Origin of the sequence: Plantibacter elymi (nom. nud.) (assembly GCF_900177795.1) — a bacterium.
Classification (GTDB): Bacteria; Actinomycetota; Actinomycetes; order Actinomycetales; family Microbacteriaceae; genus Plantibacter; species Plantibacter elymi.
The window spans coordinates 416,922-433,040 of the sequence record NZ_FXWJ01000003.1 but is presented as its reverse complement, the minus strand read 5'-3'; the positions used below and the strand labels follow the sequence as shown (position 1 = coordinate 433,040).

Below are 16,119 nucleotides of genomic sequence, written 5' to 3'. Positions count from 1 at the left end.
GTGACGAGCAGGAGTTGCGAACGGGGGGGGGGGGCGGCGGGATCAGGCGGGGCGGAGGAGTCCGACGCGGTCGTAGACCTCGGCGAGGGTCTGCTCGGCGACCTCGGTCGCGCGCGCGGCGTTGACCGCGAGCAGGCGGTCGAGCTCGGCGGGGTCGTCGAGGAGCTCGAGCGCGCGCGCACGGACCGGCTCGAGTTCACCCACGACGACCTCGGCGAGGCCCTTCTTGAGGTCGCCGTAGCCACGACCCTCGAACTCGCCGACGACGGCCTCGATGGGGGAGCCGGTGATCGCGGAGTAGATGCTCAGTAGGTTCGAGACACCGGGCTTCTCCTGGGTGTCGAAGGCGATGACGCCGTCGTTGTCGGTGACGGCGCGCATGATCTTCTTCTGCGTGACCTTCGGTTCGTCGAGCAACCAGATGATGCCGGCCGGGGTCTCGGCGGACTTCGACATCTTCGACGTCGGGTTCTGGAGGTCGTAGATGCGTGCGGAGTCCTTCTGGATCTGCGCCTTCGGGACGACGAAGGTGTCGCCGAAGCGGGCGTTGAACCGCTCGGCGAGGTCGCGCGTGAGTTCGATGTGCTGCCGCTGGTCGTCGCCGACCGGCACGATGTCGGTCTGGTAGAGCAGGATGTCGGCAGCCATGAGGATCGGGTAGGCGAAGAGCCCGACCGAGGAGGCGTCACGCCCGTGCTTGGCCGACTTGTCCTTGAACTGCGTCATGCGCGCGGCCTCGCCCATGCCGGTGATCGTGTTGAGCACCCAAGCGAGCTGTGCGTGCGCCGGGACGTGCGACTGGACGTACAGGGTCGACGCCGAGGGGTCGATGCCTGCGGCGATGTACTGAGCGGCCGTGCGACGGGTCTTCTCGCGGAGCTCGGCGGGGTCCTGCGGCACCGTGATCGCGTGCAGGTCGACGATGCTGAAGAAGGCGTCGTGCTCCTGCTGCATCTGCTTCCACTGCAGGAGGGCGCCGATGTAGTTGCCGAGGTGGAGCGAGTCGGCGGAGGGCTGCATGCCGGAGTACAGGCGTGGCTTGGTCATGTGGGTTCTCGCAGAGGGATCAGCGGCCGAAGTCGGGCGCGGGTGGTCTGGTGGTGGGGTGCCGGTGGTCAGACGGCGTAGTCGACGACGACGGGGGCGTGATCGGACCATCGCTGGTCGTATGCCGCGGCCCGGTCGATCGTGTAGCCGGACGCGAGTGCCGCGAGCTCGGGAGTGGCGAGCTGGTAGTCGATGCGCCATCCGGTGTCGGTGTCGAAGGCCTGGCCGCGCTGGGACCACCAGGTGTACGGACCGGGGACCTGGCCGGCGGACTGGCGCCCGATGTCGACCCAGCCGAGGCCGGTGCCGGTCACGCCGTCGACGCCCGTCACGGTCTCGCCCGCCGGGCCGAGGTAGCGGTCGAAGTAGGACCGCTCGGCAGGCAGGAAGCCGGCACGCTTGACGTTGCCCTTCCAGTTCTTGATGTCGAGCTCGGTGTGGCCGACGTTGAGGTCGCCGACGACGAGGGACAGCGGGTTGTGCTCGCGCAGCGCGGGCAGCCGCTCGAGCATCGCCTCGAGGAAGCGGAACTTCTCGACCTGCTTCGGGGTGTCGACCTCGCCGGAGTGCACGTAGGTGCTCACGACCGTGACGAGGGTGCCGTCGATGTCGAAGTCGGCCTCGATCCAACGACCCGCGCTGTCGAAGTCGTCGGCTCCGAGCGCGACGCGGTGGATGCCCGCCGAGCGACGGCTGACGATCGCGACGCCCGCGCGCCCCTTGGCGGTCGCGGCATCGTGCAGGATGTTCCACCCCGGGCCGAAGAGCGTCTCGAGGTCGCTCGTCGCGGCGCGGACCTCCTGGAGGGCGAGGATGTCGACCCCGCGGTTCTCGAGCCAGTCGCCCATCCCCTTGCGGAAGGCCGCGCGGACTCCGTTGACGTTGACACTGGCGATGCGGAGGGGTGCAGACATGCCTCCAGCTTAGTCGCGGGGGCCGACAACGCCCTGGCCCCGGCGTCCGCCCGGGCGTCGGCGATGGGGCGGGTCCGACGCGTCCGATGCTGGCGACTCGGGGGCTTCCCCGTGCTGTCGGATGAGCTCGGCCGAGGCCTCCTCGGCGTGCCGGACGCGCCGGCGGGCGAACCAGACCGCCGGACCCTTGGCGCGCCGGAGGGACTCGCGAGCCTCCCGCAGTTCCGCTTCGGCGATCAGTCGTCTGGCCGCCAGCTCTTCGGCCGCCTGCTCCTCAGGCGTCGTCGTGCGCACACTGATGCCCTGGTCGTCGAGCCCCACGGCGATCCAGGCGGCGGAGGCGAGGACGACGCGGCTCACGAGGTTGAACCACAGCATGAGGCCGATGAACACCGCGAAGGTCGCGAGCAGCGGGTTCCGGGAGGCTCCGGCGATCACCGCACTGCTGGCGACGCTCAGGAGCGAGAGCACCAGACTGCCGAGGAGCGCGCCGCCGAAGAGGTTGCGCCACGGGATCCGGATCCGGCTGAGCACGCGGTACATGGCGCCGAGTGTGACGAGGTTCACGACGACCGCGACGACCAGCCCGACGACCCGGCTGCCGACGGTCACCCAGAAGGTGCCCTCCAAGCCGACGAGCGACAGCAGCCAGCTGAGTGCCTGGGTGCTGGCGACCGACAGCGTCGCGGAGACGAGGAGGAGGACGCCGAAGGCGAGTGCCAGGACGAGGTCGACGACCTTCAGCAGGAAGAAGCTCGCGGCGACCTTCGGGAGCGCGAAGATCGACCTGACCGCCTGCCGCGTGTAGTAGAGCCAACCGATCGCCGTCCAGATGAGACCGACGGCGGCGATGACCCCGGTCCACCCGAGCAGGGAGGCACTCGACAACTGCTCCTCGGCGATGATGCCTTCGCCGTCGGTGCCGATGAGGCCGGGGACGGCGCGGTTGATGATCTCCACCAGCGCTTGGAAGACCTCGGCGTTGTTGCCGAGCCAGATGCCGGTGATGGCGAATCCGACGTAGACCGCGGCGAACACGGCGAAGACGGCCTGGAAGCTGATCCCGGCGGCCAGGAGGTTGCCGTCCATGGCGAGATACCGATGGATGACGCGATAGGGCTTCAGCCGCATGACCCACGTCGTGGCGCGCTCCGCTCTCGCCGCGCGGGGCGCGAGTCGCCGGATGAACGGGTTCTCGCTGTTCTGGATCCATTGGAACACCAGTGGAGGTGGCGTCTGCTGGAGCCGCACCCTGGGCGTGGTATCGACGTCCGGCGCGTCGGCGGAATCCTTCCTCGGCGCACGCGGATTGGTCACCGGACCAGCCTACAAGCGGGCCGGACCGGGGGAGAGGCGGTGCACTAGGGTCGAACCATGCGCGAGGCGGAGGGGCAACGCACGTTCACCGGCACCGGCGTCGGACGCGGCGTCGTCGCCGGTCCCGTGCTCCGCATGCCGGAGCCGCTGCCCGAACCGAGTGCCGACCCGTTCGGCGGGGACGTCGCGCTCGAACAAGCCAGGGCCGTCGCGGCGCTCAGCGCGACGCGGGCCGACCTCGAGGAGCGGGCTCGACGAGCCGGCGGACATGCGCAGGACGTGCTTGAAGCGCAGGCGGTCATGGCGGACGACCCTGCGCTCGCAGAGGACGTCGCCACGCGCATCGCGGCGGGGCGTTCCGCGGAGCGCGCCGTGTTCGAGGCCCTGGCGACGGTCCAGCAGGTCCTCTTCAACCTGGGGGAGCCGATGGCGGCGCGCGCGACCGACGTCGGCGACGTCTCGCAACGGGTCATCGCGCGGTTGCTCGGCCGACCTGTCCCCGGCCCACCCGAGTCGGACGAGCCGTTCGTCCTCGTCGCTGCGGACCTCGCTCCGGCGGACGCCGCGCTCCTCGACCTCGATCGGGTGCTGGCACTCGTGACGAGTGGCGGCTCGGCGACCTCGCACACGGCCATCCTCGCGCGCGAGCAGTCGCTCATCGCCGTCGTGGGCGTCGCCGGAGCCGAGCAGTTCGAGGACGGCGAGATCGTCCTCGTCGACGCCGGAGCCGGGGTCGTCACCGGGTCGCCGACGAAGCGCGAGGTGCGGTCAGCCAGGTCCACCGCGGCCGAGCGCGTGCGGGTCTCACCGCGGTCGCCGGGCGAACTCGCCGACGGCACCCCGGTGCCCCTGCTCGCGAACCTCGGGTCCGTCGCCGGTGCGGCCGGTGCGCTGGCCCTCGGAGCCGAGGGGGTCGGGCTGTTCCGCACCGAGCTCCTCTTCCTGGACCGCGCGGAGGCGCCTGGCGTCGCCGAGCAGGCTGACCGCTACGGCGAGTTGCTCGCGGCGTTCCCGGGGAAGCGCGTCGTCGTCCGGGTGTTCGACGCCGGAGCCGACAAGCCGCTCGCCTTCCTCCGACCGGACGAGGCCGAGCCCAACCCGGCGCTCGGGGTGCGGGGCATCCGGGCCCTCCGCGCTCGTGACGAGGTGCTCCGAGACCAGCTCACGGCGCTCGCGCTCGCGCAGGACGCCCACGAGGCGGACCTCTGGGTGATGGCCCCGATGATCGCCGACCTGCCCGAGGCCGCGGCGTTCGTGACCTTCGCCAAGCGGCTCGGCCTGCGGACGGTCGGGACGATGATCGAGGTGCCGTCGAGTGCGCTGCTCGCCGCGCAGATCCTCGGGGTCGCGGACTTCGTGAGCATCGGGACCAACGACCTGACGCAGTACACGCTCGCGGCGGACCGTCTCCTCGGGCCGCTCGGCTCGTATCAGGACCCGTGGCACCCGGCCGTGCTGCGGCTCGTCAAGCTGGTCGGCGACGCCGGGCTCGCCTCCGGGCGCTCGATCGGCGTCTGCGGGGAAGCCGCAGCGGATCCGGCCCTCGCGGTCGTGCTCGTCGGCCTCGGGGCGACGAGTCTCTCGGTCACCCCGGCCGCGCTCGGCGACGTTCGGAGCGAGCTGCGCCGGTACACGCTCGAGGCGGCCCGTGCCATGGCGATGGACGCCCTGAGCGCCGCGTCACCTGCTGAGGCCAGAGCTGCGGCGCTGGCCTGACGTCGCCCGACGCAGGGGTCGTCCCGCACGAACGCGTCCGGCCCAGCGCAGTGCGCTGGGCCGGACGGACGAACCGGGTGTGGGCTAGGAGACCTTGCCGGAGATCATCGCCTGCTTGACCTCGGCGATCGCCTGCGTGACCTGGATGCCGCGGGGGCACGCCTCGGTGCAGTTGAAGGTGGTGCGGCAGCGCCACACGCCCTCCTGGTCGTTGAGGATGTCCAGACGGACCTGCGAGGCGTCGTCGCGGGAGTCGAAGATGAAGCGGTGCGCGTTCACGATCGCCGCCGGGCCGAAGTACTGACCGTCGGTCCAGAAGACCGGGCACGATGAGGTGCACGCGGCGCACAGGATGCACTTCGTGGTGTCGTCGAAGCGGGCGCGCTCGGCGACCGACTGCACGCGCTCCTTGTTCTTCTCCGCGGGCTTGCCCGGCATGAGGAACGGCTGCACTTCGCGGAACGACGCGAAGAAGGGGTCCATGTCGACGACGAGGTCCTTCTCGAGCGGCAGACCCTTGATCGCCTCGACGTAGATCGGCTTCGAGATGTCGAGGTCCTTGATGAGCGTCTTGCAGGCGAGGCGGTTCCGACCGTTGATCCGCATGGCATCGGAGCCGCAGATGCCGTGCGCGCAGGAGCGACGGAACGTGAGGGTCCCGTCCTGCTCCCACTTGATCTTGTGGAGCGCGTCCAGGATGCGGTCCGTCGGGAACATCTCGACGTCGAAGTCCTCCCAGCGCGGCTCGGCGTCCACGTCCGGGTCGAACCGACGGATGATCAGGGTGACCGTGAAGGACTGGATCTCCTCCGGTGCTGCGGCCGGCGGGTTCTCGAGCGTTGCAGTGCTCATCGCTAGTACTTCCTCTCCATCGGCTGGTACCGCGTGATGACCACGGGCTTCCAGTCGAGCCGGATGTGGTCGGCCGCGTCGGACGAGTGCGGGTCGCCGGACAGGTACGCCATCGTGTGCTTCATGTAGTTCTCGTCGTCGCGCTTCGGGTAGTCGTCGCGCATGTGACCACCACGGCTCTCCTGACGGTTGCGAGCGGAGTAGACGACGACCTCGGCGAGGTCGAGCAGGAAGCCCAGCTCGATCGCCTCGAGGAGGTCGGTGTTGAAGCGCTTGCCCTTGTCCTGGACGGCGATGTTCTGGTACCGCTCGCGCAGGTTGTGGATGGTGGCGGTGACACCGGCGAGGGACTCGTCGGTCCGGAACACCTGGGCGTTGCGGTCCATCTCCTCCTGCAGCTCCTTGCGGATCGTGGAGATCCGCTCGGTGCCGTTGGAGTTCCGCATCTGCTCGATGAGGCCGGAGACGAAGCCGGCGGGGTTCTCGGGCAGCGGCGTGAAGTCGACGCCCTGGACGTACTCGACGGCGTTGTTGCCGGCGCGCTTGCCGAACACGTTGATGTCGAGGAGCGAGTTCGTGCCGAGTCGGTTCGAGCCGTGGACGGACACGCACGCGCACTCGCCGGCCGCGTACAGGCCGGGGACGACGGTGTTGTTGTCGCTCAGGACCTCGGCCTTGACGTTCGTCGGGATGCCGCCCATGGCGTAGTGCGCCGTCGGCATGACCGGGACGGGCTCCGTCACCGGGTCGACGCCGAGGTAGGTGCGCGCGAACTCGGTGATGTCGGGCAGCTTGGTCTCGAGGACCTCGGCACCGAGGTGGGTGCAGTCGAGGTAGACGTAGTCCTTGTTCGGTCCGGCACCGCGGCCTTCCGCGACCTCCTGGACCATGCAGCGCGCGACGATGTCTCGCGGAGCGAGGTCCTTGATGGTCGGGGCGTACCGCTCCATGAAGCGTTCACCGCTCGCGTTGCGGAGGATCGCACCCTCGCCTCGGGCTCCCTCGGTGAGGAGGATGCCGAGACCGGCGAGGCCGGTGGGGTGGAACTGGAAGAACTCCATGTCCTCGAGCGGGAGGCCCTTGCGCCAGATGATCCCGACGCCGTCGCCCGTGAGGGTGTGGGCGTTCGAGGTCGTCTTGTAGATCTTGCCGAAGCCACCGGTGGCGAAGATGACCGCCTTCGCCTGGAAGACGTGGATCTCGCCGGTGGAGAGCTCGTACGCGACCACACCGGACGGCTTGTCGACACCGTCGACGTTCGTCATGATCAGGTCGAGTGCGTAGTACTCGTTGAAGAAGTTGATGCCGAGGCGGACGCAGTTCTGGAACAGCGTCTGCAGGATCATGTGGCCCGTGCGGTCGGCCGCGTAGCAGGCGCGGCGGACCGGCGCCTTGCCGTGGTCGCGGGTGTGGCCGCCGAAGCGACGCTGGTCGATCTTGCCCTCGGGGGTGCGGTTGAACGGCAGACCCATGTTCTCGAGGTCGATGACCGCGTCGATGGCCTCCTTCGCGAGGATCTCCGCAGCATCCTGGTCGACGAGGTAGTCGCCGCCCTTGATGGTGTCGAAGGTGTGCCACTCCCAGCTGTCCTCCTCGACGTTCGCGAGCGCAGCGGCCATACCGCCCTGCGCCGCTCCCGTGTGGGACCGCGTCGGGTAGAGCTTGGAGATGACGGCCGTCTTCGCTCCGGGGCCGGCCTCGATCGCGGCGCGCATGCCGGCACCGCCGGCACCGACGATCACGATGTCGAACTGGTGGTAGTGGATGCCGTCGATGACGGTGGACTCGGTGGTTTCTGTAGTCACGGTTTCCGTTGCTCGGTCTCGGTTGCTCAGTTGGCGGGGCAGAACGACGCGAGCAGGTCTGCAGGTGCGCCGGCGGGGCACGGGTCGAAGGTGAAGACGACCAGGGTCCCGAGGATGATGAGGATGGTGACGGCGGCGAGGATCGCGACCTTGAGGACACCGCGGATCGTGCGACCCGTGGCGTAGTCGTTGACGATGGTGCGCATGCCGTTGCCGCCGTGGATCAGTGCGAGCCACAGCATGGCGACGTCCCACCACTGCCAGAAGGGGTTCGACAGCTTGCCGCCGACGAAGGCGAAGTCGATGGCCTTGATGCCGTCGCCCACCATGAGGTTGACGAATAGGTGGCCGAAGATGAGGACCAGCAGGATCACGCCGGAGACGCGCATGTAGATCCAGCCCCACTTCTCCCAGTTGACGCCCTTGCGGCGCGCGGGACGAGCGGGGGTGCGGGGAGCGGCGATCGTCGTCATCAGTGGCCCATCTCGCTGAACACGTTGATCAGGTGGCGCGGCGTGAAGCCCAGCATCGTCACGACCCAGAGACCGATGACGATCCAGAACATGGGCCGCTGGTACTTGGTGCCCTTCGACCAGAAGTCGATGAGGATGATGCGGATGCCGTTGTACGCGTGATAGGCGATGGCGGCGACGAGCGCGACCTCACCGAGCCCCATGATGGGGTTCTTGTACGTGCCGATGACCGCGTTGTACGCCTCGGGGGAGACCCGCACCAGCGCGGTGTCGAGGACGTGCACGAGGAGGAAGAAGAAGATGGCGACGCCGGTGATCCGGTGGAGCACCCACGACCACATGCCCTCACGGCCCCGGTACAGGGTGCCGGCCGGGCGTTTGGATGTCGTGGATTCCAACGGTGACGTTCGCGTGAGACTCGCGGTCACGAGGTCCTCCCTGATAGTCGCTATCTGCGGCAGATCGTTCTGCCGTGCGGGGGTTGTTGCCTGCCGTGCGTCGAATCGGCGCGCTGGACCAAGTGTAGGCGTGGGATGCGCGGTCCCGCCGCTAAGGCTGGCCTAACTGTCTCGACGTCGAGAGAGGCCGGACACCTGCGCGACGACCGGGTGACACCGGCTGTTCACAACCAGTTCCGACGCTTGAACACCTTGTAGAGGATGACGCTCGTGGTGGCCATGAGCGCGAGCGCCATCGGGTAGCCGAACCACCACGACAACTCCGGCATGTGGGTGAAGTTCATGCCGTAGATCCCGGCGATGAGACTCGGGCCGAACAGGATGGCGGCCCAGGAGGAGATCTTCTTCACCTCGTCGCCCTGTTTGAGGCTCGCCTCGGTCATCTTCGCCATCTCCTCGTTCTGGCGTTGACCGACGAGGGTGCTGTTCACGGTCAGGATGTCGCGCAACAGCTCCCGGTAGGCGTCGATCCGCTGGTTGACGCTCGTGAGGTGGTCGGCGACGTCGCGGAGGCCGCGTTGCAGCTCGTCGGCGACGCCATACTTCGCGCTGCCCTGCTCGAGCGACAGCATCACATCGCTGAGCGGGTGCGTCGCCCGCTCGAAGGCGATGACCTCGCGGGAGAGCTGGTAGATACGCCGGGACACCTGGGATTCGCCGACGAAGACCTGCTCCTCGATCTCGTCGATGTCGTTCGAGAGCCCGGCGACGACCGGACCGTAGCCGTCGACGACGGCGTCGATGATGGCGTACAGGATCGCCTGCGGACCGTAGGCGAGGAGTTCGTGCTCCTGCTCCATCCGCGCCCGCACGTGCGACAGGTCGGGGGATTCGGCGTGCCGGAGGGTGATGACGAAGTTCGGGCCGACGAAGACGTGCAGCTCGCCGAACTCGACGGTCTCGGTCTCGTCGACGTAGTTCGCGGCCCGGAGGACGACGAACAGGACGTCGTCGTACCGCTCGATCTTCGGCCGCTGGTGCGCGGTGATGGCGTCTTCGACGGCGAGCGGGTGCAGGCCGAACTCCGCGGCCAGGACGCCGAGCTCACCGGCATCGGGCCGGTAGAGGCCGATCCACGCGACGCCGTCCGGGGTCTCGTGGAGCGCGCGGAAAGTGTCCTCGAGCGAGGTGAGCGTCGAGCTGCGGGAGCCGTGCCGGTAGATGCAGGCGTTGACGATGCTGTTTCGTCCGTCGAGGTCGGCTGCATCAGGCGGACCGACGGGGGCCGGGGGAGCCTGCTTGCTGCCGAAGGACGGGATCGGGATCCCGAGGACGTTGCGTCCAGCCATGCTCGTACCGTTCTTTCTCGTGCTCGATCTGGCGCTCATCGTAAACCCGTCAGATGACGCTTCCGTGCCGTCGTCCTCAGCCTGGACCCTGGCGGTACGCTCGGGGGATGACCACGCCCCTCGAACGCTTCTACGCAGTGATCCCGGCCGGCGGCATCGGCAGTCGTCTCTGGCCGCTCTCGCGAGCCGACGCCCCCAAGTTCCTGCACGACCTCACCGGTTCCGGCAGCACGCTGTTGCGTGCCACCTGGGACCGCCTCGCGCCGATCGCCGGCGACCAGCGCATCATGGTCGTGACCGGGCGTGCGCACCGCGCTGCCGTCGAACAGCAGCTGCCCGACCTCGCCGACGCCAACGTGGTCCTCGAGAGCGAGCCGCGCGACTCGACCGCAGCGATCGGGCTCGCCGCAGCGATCCTCGTCCGCCGCGAACCCGACGTCATCGTCGGCTCGTTCGCCGCCGACCACGTGATCCGCGGAGACCGCCTGTTCCGCGCCGCGGTCGCCCAGGCCGTCACTGCGGCCGAGGAGCGCTACATCGTCACGATCGGCATCCAGCCCACGGAGCCCGCCATCGGGTTCGGCTACATCAAGAGCGCCCGCGACCTCGGCATCCGCGGGGCCGAAGGGGTCATGCTGGTCGACTCCTTCGTCGAGAAGCCCGACCTCGTCACGGCCAAGCGCTACGTCTCGAGCGGCGAGCACCTCTGGAACGCCGGGATGTTCATCTCGCGGGCCGACGTCCTCCTCGAGGAGATCGGTCGGCAGAAGCCCGAACTCCTGGCGGGCCTCCTCGAACTCGCCGAGGTCTGGGACGACGCCGCGGCTCGCGGCCCGGTCGTCGACCGCGTCTGGCCGGCGCTCGAGAAGATCGCGATCGACTACTCCGTGGCGGAGCCCGCCGCGGCCGCCGGTCGCATGGCCGTCGTGCCGGCGCACTTCGACTGGGACGACGTGGGGGACTTCGCCTCGCTCGCCAAGCTCAACTCCGGTGGGCGCAAGTCCGACCTCGCCATCCTCGGCGAGAACGCGCGGGTGCTGTCGGACGCCTCCAGTGGCATCGTCGTCAGCCAGACCGGTCGGGTCATCAGCCTCATCGGCGTGCAGGACATCGTCGTCGTCGACACCCCGGACGCCCTGCTCGTCACCACGAGCGCCAATGCGCAGCGGGTGAAGAGCGTCGTCGACGCCCTCAAGCTGTCCGGTCGCGACGACGTCCTCTGATCGGCGACCGACGGTGACCGCGCTGCGCGAGCTGCTCCTGCAGGCGGGCGCGCGTCTCCAAGCCGCAGGCGTGCGTGACGAGGCCCTGGCGGAGGTCTACACGCCGCGCGGACTCCCGCTCGTGAAGCGGGCGCCCGCGCTGCGGCCGATCGGTCGGGCATGGCGCCTCGGGGTCGTCCTACTCTCGGCCGACGGTCGCCTCTTCACCGCGGCGGAGTCCACTCGGGCGGTGGAGCCGAAGTGGTTCAACCACCGCTCCTCGGAGGTCGAGCACCGTCGGATCGCGCAGCAGGCGGCCCATCGCGGTCCGTTCGCCGAGGGCGACGTCGTGAACTTCGAGGTCGTCGAGCTCGCGCTGGACGAGGGGTCACTCCGGGAGGGGTCGGGTCCGCTGCGACTCGTCGACGATACGGTCATGCTCCGCTGGGCCGGGCACGACCTCGGGCTCACCCCGCTCGACGCCTACCTCGACGACCGCGTCGCGCTCCTCATCGGCGAGTGACCCGTTCGTTCGCCCATCTTCGGGCGAGCGGGCTCTGATTCGCCCAAGAATGGGCGGACGAACGGGCGATCAGACCGCGGGGCCGAACCACTCCGTGTAGAGCCGCCAGAAGTTGCGGTTGCCGTAGGCACTGCAGGCGTCGCCCGTTCCCGAGACGTTCGCGAGGGCTGCCGCGTTCGGTTGGTACGGCGTGTAGAGGTAGAGGTTCGCCGTCGCCTGGTTGCGGATGTCGACCTGGGTGCCGCCGCAGGCCGCGTCGGGGCTGTACTGGATGTAGACCGATCCCAGGTGATACGCCCGCTGGTAGGACTCACCCGGCACGTTGAGCGGGTACAGCGTGTACTGCCGGAACTGCCATGCGGAACGGTAGACCTGGTTCTGGAACCCGAAGTAGTCCGCGTCGCAGCTTGCGCTGAAGTTCGGGCCGGTGTCGGGGCAGCCCCAGCCCATGGCGCGCGCGTAGCCGTACTCGCTCGGCCCGGTGATGAGCGACTGCTCCTTCTGCATGAGGACGAGCAGCACCTTGGGGTTGATCCCGCACGCGTGCGCGACCTTCGCGACGATCCTCGCCGCCGACTCGTTCACGGCGCCGCGGTAGGCCTCGCAGTGTCCGGGCTCGGCCGCCGGGACGGACTCGGTGCTGGCACGGAAGTCCGCCAGGCACGGCACGCCGTCTTTCGGGGTACAGGGCTGGGAGGCGAAGAACGCCTGGACGTCAGCCTCGCTCATGGCGTTCGCGTCGTAGAAGTTCGCGTCGCTGATGATCTCGCCCGGGTCGAAGTCCGTGCCGCGGACCGTGGGCGGCGCCGGCTGGGCAGGCTTGGTGGGAGCCGGCGTCGCTGGCTTCGTCGGCTTCGGGGTCGCCGTCGAGGGCGTGGCCGGCGAAGGACTCGGGGTGGGCGTCGGCGTCGTCTGCGTCCGGCTCAGCTGCGAGCTCGCAGCTGCCGCGGTCGCCGGCGTGGTCGGCAGTGCGCCGAGTGCGACGAGCGCACCGATACCGAGCGCGGCGAGCAGCGAGGCCGCGGTCGATCGATGCGCACGGCGACGCCGCGCGGGCGAGGGGACCGACGGAGCACGCATGACGACCAGCCTAATCGGGACCGGTGACGTGCAGGGCTTGCGGCTGCCGACAACCGACGGATAGCCTGAGATCACTGTGAAGAACTGAGCGAATCGACGTCCCGCGCCTGCGGCAGATCATCACGAACGTGATGTGCCCGGCGGGAATCCATCGAGGTACGCCAGACGCTTCCAGGTCCGCCCAGGAGTTCGAGCCCAGCGCTCACTCCTGACGTGTCGGACGACGGCCGTGCGCGGCGTGCCCCATCTCGAAAGGGGCCTCCATGCGAGCACCCATGACCCACGCAACACCAGTCCACCGTCTCACCGCTTCGAGGTTCGGGCGATCCATCGACATCCAGCAGCTCCGCGCCGACGGCGTCACCCGCTCCTACGGCGACCGCGTCGTGTTGCGCGACGTCGACCTCGTCGTGTCGGCCGGGGATCGTCTCGGCCTGATCGGCGAGAACGGCGCGGGGAAGTCCACGCTGCTGCGCATCCTCGCCGGGATCGACGAGCCGGACGACGGCGAGGTCGTCCGCCCGGTGCGCACCGGCATCCTCGTGCAGGAACTCGAACTCCCGGAGGACACGACGGTCGGCGAGTTGCTGGAGCAGGCGCTCGGCGAGGTCCGGGCCGTCGAGCAGGAGCTCGAGACGTCGGCGGCGGCACTCGGTGAGACGGGTTCCGCCGGTGACGGTTCCGCCGAGCAGCGGTACGCCGCCGCGCTCGATGCGGCTGAACGCGCCGACGTCTGGACGGCGGACGCCCGGTTGGACGCGGTCGTCGACGGCCTCGGCATCGCCGCGATCGAACGGACGCGACGACTCGGTGAGGTGAGCGGGGGACAGCGATCCCGCTTCGTTCTCGCCGCGCTCCTCGTCGCCAGACCGACCGCACTGCTGCTCGACGAGCCGACGAACCATCTGGACGACGAGGCGGTCGCCTTCCTCCGCGGCCACCTGTCGGAGTGGCCGGGTCCGGTGCTCTTCGCGAGCCATGACCGCGCCTTCCTCGACGAGGTGGCGACGGGGCTCGTCGACATCGATCCGTCCCGTCCCGTCCCCGTCGGCGAGGCGTCACCCGTCGTGGAGTTCGGCGGGCCGTTCAGCGAGTACCTCGGCTGGAAGGCAGCGGAACTCGATCGCTGGTCGGCGCGCTATGAAGAGGAGCAGGCCGAACTGCGCCGCCTCGCGTCCGCGGTGCACGACGTCGCACCGCGGATCAACCACGATCGGGGCATCCGCGACAACAACCGCATGGCCTTCGGCATGCGCGGCGACCGCGTCGAGCAGCAGATCAGTCGGCGGGTGCGGAACGCGCAGCTCCGGCTCGAGGTCCTGGAACGGGAGCAGGTGCGGCGCCCGCCTCGCCAACTCTCGTTCGCAGGGATCCCGAGCGGATCGACGGTCCTCGACGAGGGGGAGCAGCTGCTCGACCTCGCCGACGCCCGCGTGGACGGCCGGCTGCACCTCGAACGCCTGCAGCTGGCGCCCCGGTCGCGGGTGCTGGTCACCGGGGCGAACGGTTCGGGGAAGTCGACGCTCCTGGCGGTGCTCGCCGGGTCGCTGCGCCTCGATGCGGGGACCGTCCTCCGGCGGAAGGGGCTCCGCGTGGGGCTCCTCGAGCAGGACGTCGCGTTCCCGGATGCGGAGCGATCGCCTCGGGAGGTCTACGACCGGACGCTCGGCGAGGCGCGTGCAGCGCGCACCCCGCTCGCGGGTCTCGGGCTCCTGCCGCTTCGCGACCTCGACCGCCCGATCGGCCAGCTCTCCGTCGGGCAGCAGCGCCGTCTGGCCCTGGCGCTGATCATCGCGAGGCCTCCGCACCTGTTCCTCCTGGACGAGCCGACGAACCACCTGTCGCTCGCGCTTGCGACGGAGCTCGAGGACGCCCTCGGCGACTACCCGGGGGCGGTCGTCATCGCGAGCCACGACCGGTGGCTCCGTCGGCGCTGGAGCGGCGACAGCCTGATGCTGGACCGCCGCTGACCGGGATCCCGGTCGGTTCGGCCTGGGCACCGAGCCGCGCTCGGTGCCCAGGTGGGAACCGCAGCTACCCGGAGCGCAAGGCGCCCGTCGGCGGGGTCGCTCCGCGCTCACGTGCGCAGCATTACGGCGCGGCGCTGCGCGTCTGCGCATCCGCGTGTTTCCGGCGCATGACGCCGGTGCCACCGTTCTGTAACGCTTCGGTCGCGAAGCCGGGATCGTCCGTCCGGCGGTCGTCGCATTGGGTAACGTAACCCCATACGCCCCGTGACCCGCGGGGCTGCATCTTGGAGGCTACCTTGGCAATCTCAACTCGGAAGGCCGCTGCGGGCGCAATCGCCGGCGTCGGTCTCATGGCACTGCTCGCCGGCTGTGCATCGGCTCCCAGCACCGGTGGCGGCGACTCGACCGGTGCCGCATCCGACTTCCTCCCGTGCATGGTCTCCGACGCCGGTGGCTTCACCGACAAGTCGTTCAACCAGCTCGGCTACGAGGGTCTGACCGAAGCGGCGAAGGATCTCGGCGTCGAGCCCATCACCGTCCAGTCCGACAAGGCCGACGACTACAAGCCGAACCTGCAGAGCCTGGCGGACCAGGGCTGCTCGCTCATCGTCAGCGTCGGCTTCGCCCTCTCCGCCGACACCGTCACGGCCGCCCTCGCGAACCCCGACATCGACTACGCGATCATCGACGACGCCGCCGACAACGACTTCGACGGCAAGGTCGACGCCCCGAACATCAAGCCGATCCTGTTCGACACCGTCCAGGCCGCCTTCCTCGCCGGCTACGCAGCGGCCGACTACTCGAAGACCGGCGTCGTGGGCACCTTCGGTGGCCAGCCCTTCCCGTCCGTCCAGATCTTCATGGACGGCTTCGCCGAGGGCGTCGCCTACTACAACGAGCAGAAGGGCAAGAGCGTCCAGGTCGTCGGTTGGGACGTCGCCGCTCAGACCGGCTCGTTCACCGGTGGTTTCGAGGCCAACGACACCGCGAAGCAGCTCGCCCGCACGCTCATCGACCAGAACGCCGATGTGCTCATGCCCGTCGGTGGCCCGATCTTCCTGAGCGCGATCGCCGAGATCCAGGAGACCGGTAAGGATATCGCGATGGTCGGTGTCGACGCCGACCTGTTCGTCACCAACGCTGACACCGGCAACCTGTTCCTCACCTCCGTCCTCAAGGACATGAAGGCCGGTGTCGGCGACGTCGTGACCGAGGCTGGCGGCGGCAAGTTCGACGCAGCCGCGTACATCGGAACGCTCGACAACAAGGGCGTCGGCATCGCACCGTTCCACGACTTCGAGTCCAAGGTCTCCCCGACCCTGGCCGACGAGCTCGAGACCATCAAGAAGGGCATCATCGACGGTTCCATCAAGGCGACCTCGGTCTCCTCGCCCGTCAAGTAGTCCCTCTTCACCCGGGCCCTCGCCCGGGACTCCGGGGGGAGGCCGCGATCTGCGGCCTCCCCCCGCTTTG

General features: G+C 69.2%; 14 protein-coding genes. 5 read left to right on the top strand and 9 right to left on the bottom strand.

What is annotated here, in order from left to right:
* Positions 1 to 42: 42 nt before the first annotated feature.
* The 3 genes from trpS to CCK91_RS11420 all read right to left on the bottom strand — a co-directional run bounded on the left by trpS (position 43) and on the right by CCK91_RS11420 (position 3,278).
* Positions 43 to 1,047: a tryptophan--tRNA ligase gene (gene trpS, locus CCK91_RS11430; protein ID WP_086474110.1), complete on the bottom strand. Its 1,005-nt coding sequence runs from the start codon at positions 1,045 to 1,047 to the stop codon at positions 43 to 45.
* 68 nt (positions 1,048 to 1,115) lie between these two features.
* Positions 1,116 to 1,961 (bottom strand): exodeoxyribonuclease III, encoded by an 846-nt coding sequence (locus CCK91_RS11425; protein WP_086474109.1) that lies wholly within the window; start codon positions 1,959 to 1,961, stop codon positions 1,116 to 1,118.
* A 9-nt stretch (positions 1,962 to 1,970) separates the two neighbouring features.
* Positions 1,971 to 3,278 carry a YihY/virulence factor BrkB family protein gene (locus tag CCK91_RS11420; protein WP_133059980.1) on the bottom strand — a complete coding sequence of 436 codons (1,308 nt, stop codon included), beginning with the start codon at positions 3,276 to 3,278 and terminating at the stop codon, positions 1,971 to 1,973.
* A 57-nt stretch (positions 3,279 to 3,335) separates the two neighbouring features.
* Between CCK91_RS11420 and ptsP the strand changes: the two genes are divergently transcribed.
* Positions 3,336 to 4,994 carry a phosphoenolpyruvate--protein phosphotransferase gene (gene ptsP, locus CCK91_RS11415; RefSeq protein WP_086474107.1) on the top strand — a complete coding sequence of 553 codons (1,659 nt, stop codon included), beginning with the start codon at positions 3,336 to 3,338 and terminating at the stop codon, positions 4,992 to 4,994.
* Between the two features lie 84 nt (positions 4,995 to 5,078).
* Here ptsP and CCK91_RS11410 read toward each other — a convergent pair whose 3' ends face one another.
* The 5 genes from CCK91_RS11410 to corA form a co-directional block, all read right to left on the bottom strand.
* Complete coding sequence (locus CCK91_RS11410) at positions 5,079 to 5,846, bottom strand: succinate dehydrogenase iron-sulfur subunit (RefSeq protein WP_064294822.1); 768 nt, start codon at positions 5,844 to 5,846, stop codon at positions 5,079 to 5,081.
* A 2-nt stretch (positions 5,847 to 5,848) separates the two neighbouring features.
* Positions 5,849 to 7,651, bottom strand: a complete 1,803-nt coding sequence (gene sdhA, locus CCK91_RS11405) for a succinate dehydrogenase flavoprotein subunit (RefSeq protein ID WP_086474106.1) — start codon at positions 7,649 to 7,651, stop codon at positions 5,849 to 5,851.
* Between the two features lie 26 nt (positions 7,652 to 7,677).
* Positions 7,678 to 8,124, bottom strand: a complete 447-nt coding sequence (locus CCK91_RS11400; protein WP_064294824.1) for a succinate dehydrogenase hydrophobic membrane anchor subunit — start codon at positions 8,122 to 8,124, stop codon at positions 7,678 to 7,680.
* A complete protein-coding gene (gene sdhC, locus CCK91_RS11395; protein WP_255376691.1) occupies positions 8,124 to 8,552 on the bottom strand; it encodes a succinate dehydrogenase, cytochrome b556 subunit in 429 nt (142 codons plus the stop codon). Before sdhC ends, CCK91_RS11400 begins: the two co-directional genes overlap by 1 nt.
* A gap of 194 nt (positions 8,553 to 8,746) precedes the next feature.
* Entirely contained in the window at positions 8,747 to 9,871 is a 1,125-nt protein-coding gene (gene corA / locus CCK91_RS11390; protein ID WP_085512255.1) for a magnesium/cobalt transporter CorA, read from the bottom strand.
* Between the two features lie 107 nt (positions 9,872 to 9,978).
* On the opposite strand from corA, the gene CCK91_RS11385 reads away from it, so the two are divergent.
* Both CCK91_RS11385 and CCK91_RS11380 read left to right on the top strand, forming a co-directional pair.
* Positions 9,979 to 11,094, top strand: coding sequence for a mannose-1-phosphate guanylyltransferase (locus CCK91_RS11385; RefSeq protein ID WP_086474105.1), 1,116 nt, complete (start codon positions 9,979 to 9,981; stop codon positions 11,092 to 11,094).
* Between the two features lie 13 nt (positions 11,095 to 11,107).
* Positions 11,108 to 11,596 carry a hypothetical protein gene (locus CCK91_RS11380; RefSeq protein WP_086474104.1) on the top strand — a complete coding sequence of 163 codons (489 nt, stop codon included), beginning with the start codon at positions 11,108 to 11,110 and terminating at the stop codon, positions 11,594 to 11,596.
* 69 nt (positions 11,597 to 11,665) lie between these two features.
* On the opposite strand, the gene CCK91_RS11375 is transcribed toward CCK91_RS11380, so the two are convergent.
* Complete coding sequence (locus CCK91_RS11375; protein ID WP_086474103.1) at positions 11,666 to 12,676, bottom strand: hypothetical protein; 1,011 nt, start codon at positions 12,674 to 12,676, stop codon at positions 11,666 to 11,668.
* A gap of 275 nt (positions 12,677 to 12,951) precedes the next feature.
* Here CCK91_RS11375 and CCK91_RS11370 point away from each other — a divergent pair, with 275 nt between their 5' ends.
* Together CCK91_RS11370 and CCK91_RS11365 are read left to right on the top strand one after the other, a co-directional pair.
* Positions 12,952 to 14,646: an ABC-F family ATP-binding cassette domain-containing protein gene (locus CCK91_RS11370; RefSeq protein ID WP_086474102.1), complete on the top strand. Its 1,695-nt coding sequence runs from the start codon at positions 12,952 to 12,954 to the stop codon at positions 14,644 to 14,646.
* A 296-nt stretch (positions 14,647 to 14,942) separates the two neighbouring features.
* On the top strand, positions 14,943 to 16,049 hold the full coding sequence (locus CCK91_RS11365) for a BMP family lipoprotein (protein WP_086474101.1): 1,107 nt from the start codon (positions 14,943 to 14,945) through the stop codon (positions 16,047 to 16,049).
* Positions 16,050 to 16,119: the final 70 nt, after the last annotated feature.

Excerpts from the sequence above, each read along its gene's own strand:
- CCK91_RS11375 (WP_086474103.1), bottom strand. The coding sequence starts at position 12,676 with ATGCGTGCTCCGTCGGTCCCCTCGCCCGCGCGGCGTCGCCGTGCGCAT.
- CCK91_RS11400 (WP_064294824.1), bottom strand. The coding sequence starts at position 8,124 with ATGACGACGATCGCCGCTCCCCGCACCCCCGCTCGTCCCGCGCGCCGC.
- CCK91_RS11410 (WP_064294822.1), bottom strand. The coding sequence starts at position 5,846 with ATGAGCACTGCAACGCTCGAGAACCCGCCGGCCGCAGCACCGGAGGAG.
- CCK91_RS11370 (WP_086474102.1), top strand. The coding sequence starts at position 12,952 with ATGACCCACGCAACACCAGTCCACCGTCTCACCGCTTCGAGGTTCGGG.
- ptsP (WP_086474107.1), top strand. The coding sequence starts at position 3,336 with ATGCGCGAGGCGGAGGGGCAACGCACGTTCACCGGCACCGGCGTCGGA.
- corA (WP_085512255.1), bottom strand. The coding sequence starts at position 9,871 with ATGGCTGGACGCAACGTCCTCGGGATCCCGATCCCGTCCTTCGGCAGC.
- CCK91_RS11425 (WP_086474109.1), bottom strand. The coding sequence starts at position 1,961 with ATGTCTGCACCCCTCCGCATCGCCAGTGTCAACGTCAACGGAGTCCGC.
- trpS (WP_086474110.1), bottom strand. The coding sequence starts at position 1,047 with ATGACCAAGCCACGCCTGTACTCCGGCATGCAGCCCTCCGCCGACTCG.
- CCK91_RS11385 (WP_086474105.1), top strand. The coding sequence starts at position 9,979 with ATGACCACGCCCCTCGAACGCTTCTACGCAGTGATCCCGGCCGGCGGC.